Source organism: Pseudomonas sp. J380 (genome assembly GCF_009827115.1).
GTDB classification, from domain to species: domain Bacteria; phylum Pseudomonadota; class Gammaproteobacteria; order Pseudomonadales; family Pseudomonadaceae; genus Aquipseudomonas; species Aquipseudomonas paracarnis.
Genome location: NZ_CP043060.1, coordinates 3,423,831 through 3,440,127 on the forward strand (window position 1 = coordinate 3,423,831; position 16,297 = coordinate 3,440,127).

Annotated in this window: 13 protein-coding genes; 4 read left to right on the plus strand and 9 right to left on the minus strand. The window is 61.3% G+C overall.

Annotated elements, in window-relative coordinates; all coding sequences use genetic code 11:
- Positions 1 to 119: 119 nt before the first annotated feature.
- Positions 120 to 1,610 carry an aldehyde dehydrogenase family protein gene (locus FXO12_RS15590; protein WP_019818294.1) on the minus strand — a complete coding sequence of 497 codons (1,491 nt, stop codon included), beginning with the start codon at positions 1,608 to 1,610 and terminating at the stop codon, positions 120 to 122.
- Between the two features lie 153 nt (positions 1,611 to 1,763).
- Between FXO12_RS15590 and FXO12_RS15595 the strand changes: the two genes are divergently transcribed.
- The 3 genes from FXO12_RS15595 to nadE all read left to right on the plus strand — a co-directional run bounded on the left by FXO12_RS15595 (position 1,764) and on the right by nadE (position 4,907).
- Positions 1,764 to 2,654 (plus strand): LysR family transcriptional regulator, encoded by an 891-nt coding sequence (locus tag FXO12_RS15595; RefSeq protein WP_034125663.1) that lies wholly within the window; start codon positions 1,764 to 1,766, stop codon positions 2,652 to 2,654.
- 207 nt (positions 2,655 to 2,861) lie between these two features.
- Entirely contained in the window at positions 2,862 to 4,076 is a 1,215-nt protein-coding gene (gene pncB / locus FXO12_RS15600) for a nicotinate phosphoribosyltransferase (RefSeq protein ID WP_003188094.1), read from the plus strand.
- Positions 4,077 to 4,079: 3 nt separating this feature from the next.
- Positions 4,080 to 4,907: an ammonia-dependent NAD(+) synthetase gene (gene nadE / locus FXO12_RS15605; RefSeq protein WP_014716685.1), complete on the plus strand. Its 828-nt coding sequence runs from the start codon at positions 4,080 to 4,082 to the stop codon at positions 4,905 to 4,907.
- Positions 4,908 to 5,043: 136 nt separating this feature from the next.
- On the opposite strand, the gene azu is transcribed toward nadE, so the two are convergent.
- Entirely contained in the window at positions 5,044 to 5,490 is a 447-nt protein-coding gene (azu, locus tag FXO12_RS15610) for an azurin (RefSeq protein WP_003188091.1), read from the minus strand.
- A 333-nt stretch (positions 5,491 to 5,823) separates the two neighbouring features.
- Here azu and FXO12_RS15615 point away from each other — a divergent pair, with 333 nt between their 5' ends.
- Positions 5,824 to 6,006: a hypothetical protein gene (locus FXO12_RS15615; protein ID WP_014716683.1), complete on the plus strand. Its 183-nt coding sequence runs from the start codon at positions 5,824 to 5,826 to the stop codon at positions 6,004 to 6,006.
- Positions 6,007 to 6,137: 131 nt separating this feature from the next.
- On the opposite strand, the gene FXO12_RS15625 is transcribed toward FXO12_RS15615, so the two are convergent.
- The 7 genes from FXO12_RS15625 to FXO12_RS15655 all read right to left on the minus strand — a co-directional run bounded on the left by FXO12_RS15625 (position 6,138) and on the right by FXO12_RS15655 (position 16,097).
- Positions 6,138 to 7,028, minus strand: a complete 891-nt coding sequence (locus FXO12_RS15625) for a transglutaminase family protein (RefSeq protein WP_020301622.1) — start codon at positions 7,026 to 7,028, stop codon at positions 6,138 to 6,140.
- A complete protein-coding gene (locus FXO12_RS15630) occupies positions 7,028 to 9,514 on the minus strand; it encodes a circularly permuted type 2 ATP-grasp protein (RefSeq protein ID WP_057975445.1) in 2,487 nt (828 codons plus the stop codon). Before FXO12_RS15630 ends, FXO12_RS15625 begins: the two co-directional genes overlap by 1 nt.
- Before the next feature lie 193 nt (positions 9,515 to 9,707).
- Positions 9,708 to 12,998: a DUF2126 domain-containing protein gene (locus FXO12_RS15635; protein WP_057975444.1), complete on the minus strand. Its 3,291-nt coding sequence runs from the start codon at positions 12,996 to 12,998 to the stop codon at positions 9,708 to 9,710.
- Between the two features lie 187 nt (positions 12,999 to 13,185).
- Positions 13,186 to 13,635, minus strand: a complete 450-nt coding sequence (locus FXO12_RS15640) for a hypothetical protein (RefSeq protein ID WP_057975443.1) — start codon at positions 13,633 to 13,635, stop codon at positions 13,186 to 13,188.
- Positions 13,632 to 14,552, minus strand: coding sequence for a hypothetical protein (locus FXO12_RS15645; protein ID WP_034125657.1), 921 nt, complete (start codon positions 14,550 to 14,552; stop codon positions 13,632 to 13,634). Before FXO12_RS15645 ends, FXO12_RS15640 begins: the two co-directional genes overlap by 4 nt.
- A 166-nt stretch (positions 14,553 to 14,718) precedes the next feature.
- The gene (locus tag FXO12_RS15650; RefSeq protein ID WP_034125656.1) at positions 14,719 to 15,168 is read right to left on the minus strand and encodes a hypothetical protein; all 450 of its coding nucleotides are present in this window, start codon (positions 15,166 to 15,168) and stop codon (positions 14,719 to 14,721) included.
- Positions 15,165 to 16,097: a hypothetical protein gene (locus FXO12_RS15655; RefSeq protein WP_014716676.1), complete on the minus strand. Its 933-nt coding sequence runs from the start codon at positions 16,095 to 16,097 to the stop codon at positions 15,165 to 15,167. The genes FXO12_RS15650 and FXO12_RS15655 overlap by 4 nt, the downstream gene beginning before the upstream one ends.
- Between the last annotated feature and the right edge of the window lie 200 nt (positions 16,098 to 16,297).

The window sequence follows — 16,297 nt, forward strand, 5'->3', positions numbered from 1 at the left end:
GCATTGTCGTGACGCAGAGCGTCACAGGATGCGTTCCCACGCAGAGCGTGGGAACGATCAGTATCACCTGTGGGGGCTGGCTTGCCTGCTCCCACATTGATCTCACTCCGACCTGAGGCTCAGTCGAACGTGATGCCTTGTGCCAGAGGCAGCTCCAGCGAGTAGTTCACGGTATTGGTCTGCCTGCGCATATACCCGCGCCACGCATCCGAGCCCGATTCACGCCCGCCGCCGGTTTCTTTTTCACCCCCGAACGCGCCACCGATCTCTGCGCCGCTCGGGCCGATGTTGACGTTGGCAATGCCACAGTCGCTGCCCACCGCCGACATGAACTGCTCGGCTTCACGCACGTCAGTGGTGAAGATGCAGGATGACAAGCCTTGTGGCACGGCGTTGTTCAGGCGCAGGGCTTCGGCGAAGTCGGTGTAGCCGACCACGTAAAGAATCGGCGCGAAGGTTTCGCTGCACACTACGTCGCTTTGCTCGGGCATTTCCACGATGGCCGGCGATACGTAGTAGGCGTTGGGGAATTTGTCTTGCAGTTGGCGCTTGCCGCCGAACACCTTGCCGCCTTCGCTCAAGGCTTGCTCAAGGGCGTCCTGCATGTTGTCGAAACTGTGCTTGTCGATCAGCGGGCCGATCAGGTTGCCTTCCAGTGGGTGGCCGATGCGCACTTTGGAATAGGCGGCCTTGAGGCGGGTGACGATTTCTTCCTTGACCGACTCATGGGCGATCAGCCGGCGCAGGGTGGTGCAGCGTTGGCCGGCTGTGCCCACTGCGCTGAACAGGATAGCGCGCACGGCCATGTCCAGGTCGGCGCTTGGGCCGAGGATCATCGCGTTGTTGCCGCCCAGCTCAAGGATGCTGCGGGCGAAACGCGCGGCGACTTTGGGTGCCACTTCACGGCCCATACGCGTGCTGCCGGTGGCGCTGATCAGGGCAACGCGCGGGTCATCCACCAGCGCAGCGCCGGCGTCGCGGCCGCCGATGATCACTTGGCTGAGGTACTCGGGGGCACCGTCGAATTTTTTCAGTACGCGCTCGAACAAGGCCTGGCAGGCCAGTGCAGTGAGCGGGGTCTTTTCCGACGGTTTCCAGATCACCGCGTTGCCGCACACCAAGGCCAGCGCGGTGTTCCACGCCCACACGGCCACGGGGAAGTTGAAGGCGCTGATCACGCCGACCACGCCCAGCGGGTGCCAGGTTTCACGCATATGGTGGCCGGGGCGCTCGGAGGCGATGGTCAAGCCGTACAACTGGCGCGACAGGCCGACGGCGAAGTCGCAGATGTCGATCATTTCCTGCACTTCACCCAAACCTTCCTGGGTGATCTTGCCGGCCTCCCAGGAAACGAGTTCGCCCAGGTCGGCCTTGTACTCGCGCAATACGTCGCCGAACTGGCGCACCAGCTCGCCACGTCGCGGCGCCGGCACTTTGCGCCAGGCTTCGAATGCATGCTCGGCGCGACTGACCTGTTGCTCCACCTCGGCGGCACCTTCCCAATGGACACTGCCGATACGGCTGCCATCAATCGGTGAATGCACAGGTTGTTTCCCAGCCTGGTACAGCGCCGGGTTTACCCCGAGACGATCAAGCAATGCGGCAACCATGGGTCACTCCTTCAAATCTGCGTAGAAAAATCGCGCCGCTGCTTGCACGGCGATCCTGAGCCTATTTGTAGCTGGCCCAAGACTTGCCAACAAACGACGATTAGGCGAGATATCATTCCCTTTATTCATGCAAAGAATAAAAAGAGGCATGCCGTGCTGAACAAAAGATATTTGCCCTCGATCACCGCCCTGCAGTGTTTCGAAGCGGCCACCCGCCACCTGAGCTTCACCCGCGCCGCCGAGGAACTGAACCTCACCCAAAGCGCGGTGAGCAAACAAGTAGCGCAGTTGGAAGAGCTGTTACAACACTTGCTGTTTCGCCGCGTGCGCCGCCGCTTGCAGATGACCCCGGCGGGCGACCTGTACCTGGTGGAAGTGCGCAAGATCCTCACCCAAGTGGAAATGTCCACCCACTACCTGCGCTCCTACGGCGGTGAAACCGAAGTGCTGCGCGTGTCCACGCCCTACACTTTTGGCGCACGCTGGCTGGTACCGCGCCTCAAGGGTTGGCGTTTGCGCCACCCGCAGATCCACCTGGACCTGTGCAACGAACAGGACCCGGACGAGTTACTGCAAGGCAAGGCCGACATGGCGTTCTATTTCGGCCAGGGCGCACGCCCCGGCACCGAGAGCCTGAAATTGTTCAGTGAAGAGCTGGTACCGGTGTGTTCGCCCGACAGCCTGCCCGCCCAGCCCTTCACCGACCCCACACAACTGAGCGAGCTGGTGCTGCTGCAAAACGCGTCACGGCCCCAAGGCTGGCATGACTGGTTCGCCAGCCAGGGTTTCCATACCGAGCACAGCTACCATGGGCCGCGGTTCGACACGTTTTATATGTGTATTCGTGCGGCGCAGGTGGGATGCGGCGTGGCGCTGTTGCCGCGTTTTCTGGTGGAGGAGGAATTGGCCGAGGGCAAGTTGGTGATCCCCTGGCAACATGCGATGCCAAGCCAGGATGCTTACTACCTGGCGTATCCTGAGCATTCGGCGGAGGTGCCCAAGGTACGCGAGTTTGTGAAGTGGATGATGGAGCAGGTGCTTTAGCGCCTGGAGAATCGCCATCGCAGGCAAGCCAGCTCCCACCGTTTGGAATGCACTCCAAATGTGGGAGCTGGCTTGCCTGCGATGGCGCCAGTGGCCTTACTGAAAAAATCACTGGCAAAACCCCACAAGTCTATGCGCCACTAACCCCCTTCCTCAATTGTGCGTAAAGGCCGGCCTCCATCGCCGACCCGTCTGGAGATTCCCGTTATGAGCGAGAGTGTGTTTGCCGATCGCATCGTGCAGAACCTGCTCGACACCGACTTCTACAAGCTGACCATGATGCAGGCGGTGCTGCACAACTACCCGAACGTGGAAGTTGAATGGGAGTTTCGTTGCCGTAACAGTGAAGACCTGCGCCCTTACCTGGCGGAGATTCGTTACCAGATCGAGCGCCTCGCCGAGCTGAGCCTGAGCCCCGATCAATTGGGTTTCCTGGAACGCATCAGTTTTATGAAACCGGATTTTCTGCGCTTCCTCGGGCTGTTTCGCTTCAACCTGCGGTATGTGCAAACCGGCATCGAGAACGGCGAGTTGTTTATCCGCCTGCGCGGACCGTGGCTGCATGTGATCCTGTTTGAAGTGCCAATGCTGGCCATCGTCAGCGAGGTGCGTAACCGCTACCGCTACCAGACCGTGATCCTTGAACAGGCCCGCGAGCAGCTGTATCGCAAGTTCGACTGGTTGACCGCCAACGCCAGCAGCGATGAGCTGTCGGAGCTGCAAGTGGCAGACTTCGGCACGCGCCGGCGTTTTTCCTACCGGGTACAGGAGGAAGTGGTCAGCGTGCTCAAGCACGATTTCCCTGGGCGCTTTGTCGGCACCAGCAACGTGCACCTGGCGCGCGAATTCGATATGAAGCCGCTGGGCACCATGGCCCACGAGTGGATCATGGCCCACCAGCAACTCGGCCCGCGCCTGATCGACAGCCAGATCGCCGCCCTTGATTGCTGGGTGCGCGAGTACCGGGGCCTGTTGGGTATCGCCCTCACCGATTGCATCACTACCGACGCGTTCCTCGGCGACTTCGACTTGTACTTCGCCAAGCTGTTCGACGGCCTGCGCCATGACTCCGGTGATCCGATCCAGTGGGCAGAAAAAGCCATCGCTCACTACCACAAGCTGGGCATCGAACCGATGAGCAAGACCCTGGTGTTCTCCGACAGTCTGACATTGCCCAAAGCCTTGGAAATATTCCGGGCGTTGCGCGGTCGCATTAATGTGAGCTTTGGCATCGGCACCAACCTGACCTGTGATATTCCAGGGGTGGAACCGATGAGCATCGTGCTTAAAATGACCGCCTGCAATGGCCAGCCCGTCGCGAAGATCTCCGATGAAGCGGGCAAGACCCATTGCACCGACCCGAATTTTGTCGCCTATTTGCGTCACGTTTTCAAAGTACCTGCCCTATCCAGCAAGGAGTGAATCATGCAAGCCGTACAGCGTGAGATTGCACAACAGCTCAAGGTGCAAGCCCCGTTCAAGGACCAGGCCGCACTCGAAGCCGAGGTTGCCCGGCGCGTGGCCTTTATCCAGGACTGCCTGCGCAATTCCGGGCTCAAGACCCTGGTGCTCGGCATCAGTGGTGGTGTCGACTCCCTGACCGCAGGCCTCTTGGCCCAACGTGCGGTGCAGGAACTGCGCGCCAGCACCGGCGATGAGGCGTACCGCTTTATCGCCGTGCGCCTGCCCTACGAAACCCAGTTCGACGAGCACGACGCCCAGGCCTCTGTGGACTTTATCGAGCCGGATGAACGTCACACCGTGAACATCGGCCCGGCGGTTAAAGCCCTGGCCAATGAAGTGGCCGCCTTTGAAGGCAAGGCCGCGGCGTCCCGTGACTTCGTGCTGGGCAACACCAAGGCGCGCATGCGTATGGTGGCGCAGTACACCATCGCTGGCGCGGCCGGTGGGCTGGTGATCGGCACCGACCATGCGGCGGAGGCGGTGATGGGCTTCTACACCAAGTTCGGTGATGGCGCGTGCGATCTGGCACCGTTGAGCGGGCTGGTGAAACATCAGGTGCGGGCCATTGCCCGCCACTTTGGTGCGCCGGAATCGCTGGTGGAGAAGGTGCCGACCGCCGACCTCGAAGACCTGTCGCCGGGCAAGCCGGACGAGGCGTCACATGGCGTGACCTATGCCGAGATCGATGCGTTCCTGCAGGGGGAGCCGGTGCGTGAGGAGGCGTTCAGGATTATCTGCGAGACCTATCGCAAGACCGAGCACAAGCGGGTGATGCCGTTTGCGCCTTGAGGTGAACCCGATCGTTTTGCATTGATTGTCAGATCGCCATCGCAGGCAAGCCAGCTCCCACACTTGACCGGATTCCAACATGGGAATGCGGTCGAATGTGGGAGCTGGCTTGCCTGCGATGAACGGTAACGCGGTCTTACTTCAGGACCACAGCACCTTTCATCATCGAGATGTGGCCTGGGAACGAGCAGAAGAAGCTGTATTTCTCATCGGCCTTCAGCTTGGAGACGTCGAAGGTCACCGAGTCTTTCTCGCCGGCACCGATGATCTTGGTGTGGGCGATGATGCGCTCATCACCGGCTTTCAGGTAATCCTTGTCGATCCCCGCAGCCATGCCGTCGGTTGCCACCGGTTGCATATTGGCTTCGGTAGTCAGCACCCAGTTATGGCCCATCACGTTCTTGGGCAGGTTACCCGAGTGAGTCAGCTCAACGGTGAACTGCTTGCAGCTCTTGTCGATGGTGATTTCTTTAGTGTTGAACGACATTTGGTCGGTGGAGTCGACAGTGACCTTGCACTCTGCAGCAAGCAACTGGCCGCTCGCCAGAGTCAGCAGGGAAACAGCAACGAGTTTGGCAAACATGTGAATCTCCAAGGCAGGGTTTTAAAAACGCGGATTGCGGTAAGGGTGCCTCAATCAGGCTTGAGTTCTTATGATCTGAATCAACAGATTGTATACAACTTTAGGCTATCAGCTTCATCAACACAATCAACCAGCCAAACTGCCGCACCCTGATTATGATCGGCCCATCACTCACGGGAGTTCATGCCATGCACCTCAATCACCTGTTCAACGGCCTCCTGGCTGCCTACGCCTGCGGTAAGTGAAAGCAAACGCCCCCCCGAAGCTGCTACCATGACGACCCGAGGCAGCTGCGCGCCGCCCACCCTCACCTTCGACCCTAGAGGATCGCCCATGGCCAAACCTAATTACTCCTTCGCCAAACGTCAGAGAGACTTGGCCAAGGAACAGAAGAAAGAGGAAAAGCTGCAACGCAAGAAAGCCGCTGCAGAGGAAGAAGCCGGCGCGCTGAACCCGGATGCCGAAGGTGAAGCGGCAACTGACGAGACCGAAACCCCGAAAGACCCAGCTGAATGATCGTTCCCACGCTCCGCGTGGGAATGCAGCCCCGGACGCTCCGCGTCCCGCACCAGGCTTGAAGCCAGCGCAAGGGTGACGCAGAGCGTCACAGCAGGCATTCCCACGCAGAGCGTGGGAATGATCGTTTTTCATTCCAGCGGCATCACCGTCACCCGCACCTCCGGGTCATGGCTGCCTCCCCCCAGAATCACCCCCCGCAATGGCGACACATCAGAAAAGTCCCGGCCCCAGGCCAGGGTGATGTGCTCCAGCGCCGGCTGCACATTGTTGGTCGGGTCAAAATCCACCCAGCCTGATACCGGGCAAAACACCGAAACCCACGCATGGGAAGCATCCGCGCCAATCAGCCGTGGCTGGCCGGGCGGTGGCTGGGTGAGCAGGTAGCCGCTGATATAGCGCGCCGCCAGGCCACGGGAACGCAGGCAGGCAAGCATCAGGTGAGCGAAGTCCTGGCACACGCCGCGACGGCGCTCCAGCACTTCAACCAGCGGCGTGGCGACCTGGGTGGCTTCGGCATCGAAGGTAAATTCGCTGAAGATCTTCTCCATCAATGCCTGCGTGCCCAGCAGTAAAGGCTCGCCGGGCGGGAAGCAGCTTTCGGAGAACTCGACGAAGGTTTTCTTCAGATGGACATAGGGCGACTCGAAGCGATAGCGGCAGGCTTCGATCAGCTCGGCGCTCAAAGCCTGGCTGCTGTAGGTCAGGCTGTCGCGGGTGTGGTCCCAGGGCGGCGACCGCTGGAAGTCCAGAGCGGGTCGCGCCAGCACTTCCACGGTGAGCCCGGCGTTCACCAGCAATTCATCATGGGGCCGTTCGAACGCCAGGCGAGTGATCGGGTTGCCGAATACGTCCAGTTCGTCGCGGCGCGAGGTGGGTTCCGGGCTGATATCCAACTGCTGCCAGGTGCACTTCTGCCAGGCGCACGGCCTTGGCCACAGGTGCGCCAGTTGCTGGGCCAGGGACACCGGGCTGTCATAGTGGTAATGGGTATCGTGGAAAATCTGGTAGCGCGCGCTCATTACACCGACACCGTTTGCTGGCTGACATCATCCACGTGGGCAAAATGGCGCAGCGCCAGGCGATCCGACACCTGCCCGCTTTCATCGGCCACCGCTTGCAGCAAGTCGGCCAGGCCGTCCAGCGCGGCACGCACGCTGGTTTCGCCAAACAGGCCGTCCTCCAGGCAGCCCAGGTCAAAACGCGCCAGGCGCTCGACCAACGGCGCCAGCCCGGTTTCACGGGGCACGCCAAAATCATCATTGAGACGGCGCAGGGTTCGGCTCACCAACTTGAGCTGGAACAGCACCGCATGGGGGTTCTGCTCGTCGAGCAGCAGCAAGTCGAGCACCGGGATCAACTGCGGCACCGCCAGGTAGCGCGAGCGGTAGGTGATGCTGCTGTTGCCCAGCTCCAGCAACCATTCCAGCCCGGCCTGATCGAACACCGCCACGCCACGCAGGAACGCCGCAAGGCTGCTGCTCAGAAACTGCAGACGCTCGATACGCCGGCCCATCATCAAGAAGCGCCAGCCCTCATCGCGGGTCATGTCGTCCAGGGCAAACCCGGACAGTGCCGCCAGGGACATCACCAGGCGGTTGAGAAAGTCGAGCAGCTCGCCAAAGTCTGCAGTGTCGCTTTCCAGTTCCATGGCTTCGCGTTGCAGCTCCACCAGGGCCTGCCAGTTTTCCCTGGACAACTTGCCGCGCACCTGGGACGCCGCCCACTGCAAGCGCTGCAAATTGGCGCGCAGGCTTGAAGGCCAGTCATCACCCAGCAAGGCGGCGAGCAGGCGCTCAGGCAGCTCGCCCTCCTCCGGCAACAGGCGCAGGCTTTCGCCGAGTTCGACGGCGGCCTGCAACGCCAGCGGATCGTCGCCATCGACATACCGCGCCAGCACAATGCGCAGCCAGCGCGCACTGTCGTCGCAGCGCTCGCAGTAACGACCGAACCAGAACAGGTTTTCCACCACGCGCGAGGGCAGATAGGGATCGCGGCGCACTAGGTCATAGGCGCCAATGGTGCGTTGGGCGCGCCACTGCTCGCCACCCGGCACACGTTCGCCGAGTACCCAGGTGTCCTTGCTCGCCCCGCCGCGCTGCATCGACACCACCTCGGCATCGGCGTCGGCCGCCACGCGAGTCAGGCCACCGGGCAGTACCCGATAACCGTCTTCACTGGCCACGGCGTAGACACGCATACCAATGGCACGGTGTTGCAGGTGGTCATCCACGGTGTGCCATACCGGCGCCTGAGACAGTTGCGCCAGCTCTTGGGCGACATAGGCATAGGGCCGCGCACGCATGCGTTCAGCCAGGGCCTGGCGCTGTTCGTCGTCAAGGTCGCGACCAAACACCGGGGCGAAACTTTGTGAGGGAAATGCCGGCTTGATCAGCAGCTCCGGGAGTTTTTCCAGGGCTTCGGCAAGCACCGGCGCTTCGCCGCACCACCAGGTGGCAATCGACGGCAGGATCAAGGCTTCACCGAACAAAAACTCGTTGATCTTGGGCAAAAAGCCCAGCAACCCCGGGGACTCCAGCACGCCGCTGCCCAAGGCATTGGCCACCAGCACATTGCCTTGGCGTACGGCGTCGAGCAGGCCCGGCACGCCGAGCGCGGAGTCGGTGCGCAGCTCCAGCGGGTCGCAGAAATCATCATCAAGGCGACGCATGATCGCGTGCACCCGGCGCAGGCCGCTAAGGGTTTTCAGGAACACGGTGCTGTCGCGCACGGTGAGGTCGCCGCCCTCTACCAAGGGGTAGCCGAGCTGGCGCGCCAGGTACAGGTGTTCGAAATAGCTTTCGTTGAAACGCCCCGGCGTGAGCAGCACGATCAGTGGCGGCTGGTCATCGCCAGGGGCCTGGCGCGCCAGGGTTTCCTGCAGCGTGCGAAAGAAACCGGTGAGGTGCTGCACCTGCATATCCCGGTACAGGTCCGGGAAGGCGCGGGACACGATGGTGCGGTTTTCCAGGGCGTAGCCGGCGCCCGATGGGGCTTGGGTACGGTCGGCGGTGACCCACCAGCGGCCGTCCGGCGTGCGCGCCAGGTCGACCGCGTACAGATGCAGGAACGCACCGTCGGGCGGCTGGATGCCCTGGCACGGCCACAGAAAATTGTTATGCCCGAACACCAGTTCGGCCGGCAGCAAGCCTTCCTTGATCAGTCGCTGAGGGCCATACAGGTCGGCCAGCACCGCATTGAGCAGGCGCGCACGCTGGGCGATACCGGCCGACAGTTGCTGCCACTCCTCGGCCGCCAGCACATGAGGCAGCAGGTCCAGTTCCCAGGGACGGTCGGCGCCCTTGGGGTCGGCGTAGACGTTATAGGTGACGCCGTTTTCCTGGATCTGGCGCGTCAACAACGCCTGGCGCTGGGCCAGTTGTGCGGGCGTGCTGCGTTGCAGGTGATCGAACAAGCGTCGCCAATGGGCACGCACCGCGCCGCTGGCGTCCAGCAGTTCGTGATAGGTGCCCGCGGTGAGCGGGTAACGGTCGAGCAAGTCGGACATGGAACGCTCGGCAGAGGCAAGGGAAGTCAGGTTAACTCAAATTCACTACGATCCAATGTGGGAGCTGGCTTGTTGTGGCGAGGGAGCTTGCTCCCGCTCGACTGCGCAGCAGTCGCCTGCTATTGGGGGCGCTTCGCACCCCAGCGGGAGCAAGCTCCCTCGCCACAAAAGCCCTCCCACACTTGGATCATGTTCATTCCTTATTTTTTGTGAAACGCCGCAAATCCAGGGTCATTGGCAACTCATCGTTTACCGTTACAGTCGGCACTGGCAGCTTGCCCGGGCTATGCCCCAAGCGGAAAAACCGCGCCATGCGCCGGCTCTCCGCCTCATTGGCATTCACCGGCAGGCTGTCGTAATTGCGCCCGCCCGGGTGCGCTACATGGTATTGGCAGCCACCCAACGAACGCTGCATCCAGGTGTCGAGCAGGTCAAATACCAGCGGCGCATGCACGGGGATGGTCGGTTGCAGGCAGTTGGCCGGTTGCCAGGCGCGGTAACGCACGCCCGCCACGAACTCGCCGACGCGGCCGGTTGGTTGCAGCGGCACCGGCACGCCATTGCAGGTCAGCAGGTAGCGTTGCGGTGGCAACCCGCTCAACTTCACTTGCAGGCGCTCCAGGGACGAATCCACATACCGCACCGTGCCACCCACTGCGCCCTCCTCGCCCAGCACGTGCCAGGGTTCCAAGGCCTGGCGCAGTTCCAGTTCGATACCGCTGACGGCGTAGTCGCCCACCTTGGGGAAACGAAACTCCAGATGCGCCGCGAACCATTCGGCACGCAGCGGGTAGCCGGCCGCGTTCAGCTCGACGATCACGTCGGCAAAGTCCTGCTCGATAAAGTGCGGCAACAGGAAACGGTCATGCAGTTCAGTGCCCCAGCGCGCCAGCTTCGGCGGCGCATAGGGCTCGCGCCAGAACCGCGCGACCAGCGCCCGCAGCAACAACTGCTGGGTCAGGCTCATGCGCGCATGGGGGGGCATTTCAAAGGCGCGCAGTTCCAGCAGCCCCAGGCGGCCAGTGGCGCCGTCGGGTGAGTAAAGTTTGTCGATACAGAATTCGGCGCGATGGGTATTACCCGTCACGTCGATCAGCAGGTTGCGCAACAGGCGATCCACCAACCATGGCGGGCAGTCCTCGCCCTGTGCCGGCATCTGCGCGAAGGCGATTTCCAGTTCATACAGCGCATCGTTGCGCGCCTCATCCACCCGGGGTGCCTGGGAGGTGGGGCCGATAAACAGGCCGGAGAACAAATAGGACAACGACGGGTGGTTATGCCAGTAGCTGATCAGGCTGCGCAGCAGGTCCGGTCGGCGCAGGAAGGGCGAATCCTTGGGCGTCGCACCGCCCAGTACGAAGTGGTTACCGCCACCGGTGCCGGTATGGCGCCCATCGATCATGAACTTCTCGGTGGTCAGGCGGGTTTGCCGGGCCTCTTCGTAGAGGAATTCGGTGCGTTCTACCAACTCGTCCCAGGTGGCGGACGGCTGTACGTTGACCTCGATGACACCGGGATCTGGCGTGACCCGGAAATTGCTCAGGCGCGTATCCGCTGGCGGCTCGTAGCCCTCCAGCAGTACCGGGCAATGCAGCTCTTCGGCGGTGGCCTCAATGGCAGTCACCAGCTCCAGGTAATCCTCGATGCGCTCCAGCGGCGGCATAAACAGGTACAGGCGGCCTTCCCGTGCTTCGGCGCACAGCGCGGTACGGGTCAGCCAGTCGGCGGACTCGTCGACCTTGGGCACACGCTCGTCGTCCGGGGCCGGCTCGCCATGGCTGCGCAATTGCGCCGCAGTGGGAAGCTCGGGCTGGTCCTGGTTCGGGTCGGTGGGGTGTATGAACGGATACTCAGCCGCCGTCACCCAGGGCTGGGAAGCCAAGGGCAGCCGGTAACCCAGCGGCGAATCACCCGGCACCAACCGGCAATGGTTGTCGCGCAGGTACCAACGCCCACTCTGCCAGCGGTCATTGGCCGCAGTACGTGCCAGCGGCAGCACCTGGCCGATGACTTTATCCAGGCCCTGGCTGAACACTTTGCGCAGGCGCTCACGCTCCAGGTCGTCGCTCAGGCGCGGGTCCTGGGCGGTGACGTTCTGGGGCAGCGCCCCTTCGCGCCACAGGTAGTAGAAATTGTCCTCGAACGCCGGGAACACAAAGCGCGCCGGCAGTTTCAGGCGCTCGGCGACGCTGGCCAGGAAACGCCCGGCCATCACCCCATCGGCGCCGTAGTCTTCTTGCTCATCGGCGATCAGTGCGCTGTTGTGCCAGATCGGCACGCCGTCGCGGCGCCAGTAGCAATTGAGCGACCAGCGCGGCAGTTGCTCGCCGGGGTACCACTTGCCTTGGCCGAAATGCACCAGGCCCTTGGGCGCATAGTGCTGGCGCAGGCGCTGGAACAGCTCGGCCGACAGGCGACGCTTGTCCGGGCCCAGGGCTGCGGTGTTCCATTCGGCGCCGTCTGGGTCGTCGATAGAGACGAAGGTCGGCTCGCCGCCCATGGTCAGGCGTACGTCGTCCTTGAGCAGGTCGCCGTCGATCTGCCGGCCCAGGGCCTGGATCGCCAACCATTGTTCTTCGGTGTAGGGCTTGGTCACCCGTGGCGCTTCCCAGATGCGCTCCACCGACATCTCATGGGTGAACTCGCATTCGCACGGCTCAACCAACCCACTGATGGGCGCGGCAGACGATGGATCGGGGCTGCAGGCCAAGGGGATATGCCCTTCACCGGCGAACAACCCGGACGTGGCATCCAGGCCAATCCAGCCAGCGCCGGGCAGATACACTTCGCACCAGGCGTGCAGGTCGGTGAAGTCCACCTCGGTACCGGACGGGCCGTCGAGGGCTTTGACGTCGGCGGTCAGTTGAATCAGATAACCAGAGACAAATCGCGCCGCCAACCCGAGGTTGCGCAGCAATTGCACCAACAACCAGGCCGAGTCGCGGCAGGAGCCGGACGCGTTTTCCAGGGTAAATTCCGGGGTTTGCACACCCGGCTCCATGCGAATCAGGTAACCGATATCGGCGGCCAGGCGCTGGTTGAGGCCGACCAGGAAATCCACAGCAGGCAGCGGCGTGCGATCGATACCGGCCAGGTAAGCGGCAAACCTTGGCGTCAGCGGCAGGGTTTCCAAGTACGGCGCCAGCTCGCGCTGCTCATCGGCGGCGTAGCTGAACGGGATTTTTTCGGCGTACGGCTCGAGGAAAAAATCGAACGGATTGAACACCGCCATCTCGGCGACCAGGTCGACCTCAATGCGCAACTCGTCAGTCTTTTCCGGGAACACCAGGCGCGCCAGATAATTGCCCTGGGGGTCTTGCTGCCAGTTGATGAAATGCTGCTCGGGCAACACCTTCAGCGCGTAGGACAGTATTCGCGTACGGCTATGGGCTGCCGGGCGTAGCCGAACGATCTGTGGGCCGAGTTCGACAGCACGGTCGTAGCGGTAATGCGTAACGTGGTGCAACGCGACATGAATCGACACGGCGGCCTCCTGCGAGCCAGGGCATAAGCACAACGCGCGCAAGACTTATGCCACAGCAGCAGTCATTGCACTAAAACGTCAGGCCCGGTGCAGTACAGCACCAAAACGGCGCCAACGTTGTGGCTATGGTGCAGGCGCTGCACACATTTGTAGCGCCGGGCTGAGGGCAGGTGGTGAATCTACCCAATCAATGGTGTTTGTGTTGGGCAATCATGGCCTGGCGCAGGCAGCGGACTTCAACCAGTTTCTGGCGCATTTCACGGTGGCGTTTGCTGTTGAACAGCAATAGCCCAATTAATGGAAACATCAGGCTCAAGGCATATACCACCCCGTTCGGTTGATCATTGAGTGTTGGCAATACACCCAGAAAGCATACCCCCAGCAGCAACACTAGCGGCCAAATCCATTGGGGACGCCCGCGTGCGATCATGAAATTGCAGTGCACAATGACTAGCGTGAGTGCGATACCCGCCAGGAAGGAGTATTTGGCATTATCTGCCATGGACAGGCTTGGCATATAGCTATCGAAGAACACCGGAACCGCAAACACGAGGGTGAAAATGCAGACGAATATCGCCCCCATAAAGACGGGGAAATACGTCGACAGAAAACTGCGAATGCTAGGCAGCTCGTTCATTGTTCGGCCTCCTCATACAGACCTATGGCAATTGTGCGTACGTTCCCTGACACCGCACTACCGGTAAAACCGATGGCTGCGCCCAACGCGTCCTTGATCTGCGTGACCGTTGCATGCTTGACCTCGGTGGGCGTGAACCGCTTAGGCAACTCGCCCGACAACTGCTTTAACTTGATCATCTTGGACGTCAAGCGTGGGTCGTTGATGCTCAGCAGCTCTTTGGTCAACTTGGCGCGCTCCTGTCGATTCAGGCCCCTGAGCACCTCTCTCACACTTTTCCCGGTAGAGGCCTTATTCAGCCGCACCAGCTTGACCGTTGCCAATGCCGATGAACCCACCCCAACCAACGACGCCGCATCCAGGGCAATCATGGTGTATTGGTACCACTCCTCACTGTCGAGCTGATCATTGCGCGCGGGGTTGCGGATCTCATTGACGGTGCGATAGCCGCTGGCAAAGCACTGCACAGAACTGGCTGCCGCGGCCGTATAGCCGAGCGCCACGACCACCGAACTGGCCCCCGCCGAAAACGGAACTGCGACGGAACCACTGAGCACCACGATCCAACCGATAACCGCGCCGGCACACGATAGCGTGGTATTGACCGCTTCGCCCACCAAGCGGGACTCACGCGGATTGTCTTGCACCTGCTGAGCGAATTGCGTTGGCGCGATGTACTTCTGCGCCTCACGCAGGATCAAACGCTTGGGTGCGATGCTGCAGATGGGCTGAAATTCGCGCAGGGTGACAACGTTGAAATCGGCATCGATATACACAACACCTGCACCGACAATGGCGGGGTCTGCATCGATGGCGGCGAACAGCCGTGGCAGGTTGATCAGGCTCTCGATACGCTGGCGCGCCATAAATTGAGAGCGGTTGGAATCCATGCCGATGTTGAACAAGGAGCTGCCCATAAGTGTTCTTCCTTGAAATTGAAAGTGCCCAGACCGGCCTCATCGCAGGCAAGCCAGCGCCCACACTTGAAATGCATTCCCCTGTGGGAGCTGGCTTGCCTGCGATAGCAATCTGATGAGCGCCCCCCTAACAAACAGGCCACCTACCGCCAATAAACCTATCTAATCAACGGGTCTTGCGTTGCGCAATCGCCGCCCGACGCAGGTGACGTATTTCGAGTAATCGCTGACGCATTTCACGATGGCGCTTGCTGTTGAGCAGCAACAAACCCAGCAGCGGAAACAGCACCGCCGAACCGTACACCAGGGTATTGAGGCCGTATTGAATCATCGGCAAAACGAACAGCAGGCAACACACCAGATAGCCCGCCACCAGCCGGGTCGCCCAGGGGTACCCGCGTGCAATCATCACATTACCAAACACCAGTACCGCTACCAGCACCAGTATTGCAGCCCCGGAGTAGTTGGCCTTGAGCGCCGGTTCAACCCCGCGCAAATAGGTTACGCCCGCCGTGGAGACAGCCACCGAACCAGAGAAAATCGCCATGAAGATGGTGCCCATGAACACCGGAAAATAACGCGCAAGGAAACTGCGCCTATCGGGAAACCCCTTCATTCCGTCAGTTCCTCATACAGGCCAATGGCAAGCGTCGACGCCGAGCCAACGTGACCGGTTCGATAGCTGCCCCAGATACCCAACATGCCGCCCAAGGCGTCCTTGAGCTGGGTGAGCGTGGCATGACGAATTTCCGTGGAGCTGTAGCGCTTGGGCAACGTGCCGGCGCGCTGCTGCAACTTGAGCAACTTGGGGGTCAGGCTTGGGTCTTTGAGACTGAGCAATTCCTGGGTCAACTTCTTGCGCTCCTGGCGATTCAAGCCCTTGAGCAATTCATACCAGCTCTTGCCCAACGCAGCGGCTTTTTTGGCCTTGAGCAGCCTTAATGTGGTGAAAGCTCCCGTTCCGATCCCGACCAACGACGCGGCATCGAGAATCGGTGACACCGCGCCATACCACTGGGCGTCGTCCATGCGGTCGTTGGCATCTGGGTCAAGGATCTCGTTATAGGTCCGGGCCACGCCAAACCCGCACTGAGCGCTGCTGGCCAGCGCCGCCGTGACACCGATACCCACCACAAAAGCACTGGCACCGGCGGTGAACGGTACGGCGACGCTGCCACTGAACACCACGATCCAGCCGATCACCGCCGCCCCACAGGAAAGCCCCATGTCAAAGGCCTCCTTCTGGAGGCGCCCTTCACGGGGGTCGGTCTTCACCTGCTCGACAAACTGCGCCGGCGAGATGTACTTCTGCGCCTCGCGCAAAATGACGCGCTTGGGTTTGATGCTGCAGATGGGTTTGAATTCGCGCAGGGTGATCACGTTGAAGTCGGCGTCGATGTACACCACGCCAGCGCCGACGATGCTGGGGTCGGCGTCAATGACGGCGAACAGCCGCGGCAGGTTGATCTGGCTCTCAATGCGCTGGCGCGCCATGAATTGGGAGCGGTTGGAGTCCATGCCGATGTTGAGCAAGGGGTTGCCCATAAGTGTTCTTCCTTGAAATCGAGAGTGCCCAGACCGGCCTCATCGCAGGCAAGCCAGCTCCCACGCTTGAAATACATTCTCCTGTGGGAGCTGGCTTGCCTGCGATAGAAATCTAATGGGCGCCACCTTACCAAACAGACTCACCACCGACCAGAAAGCAAAACGCCAGCACGAGGCTGGCGTTTTGCATTTCAGGCGTC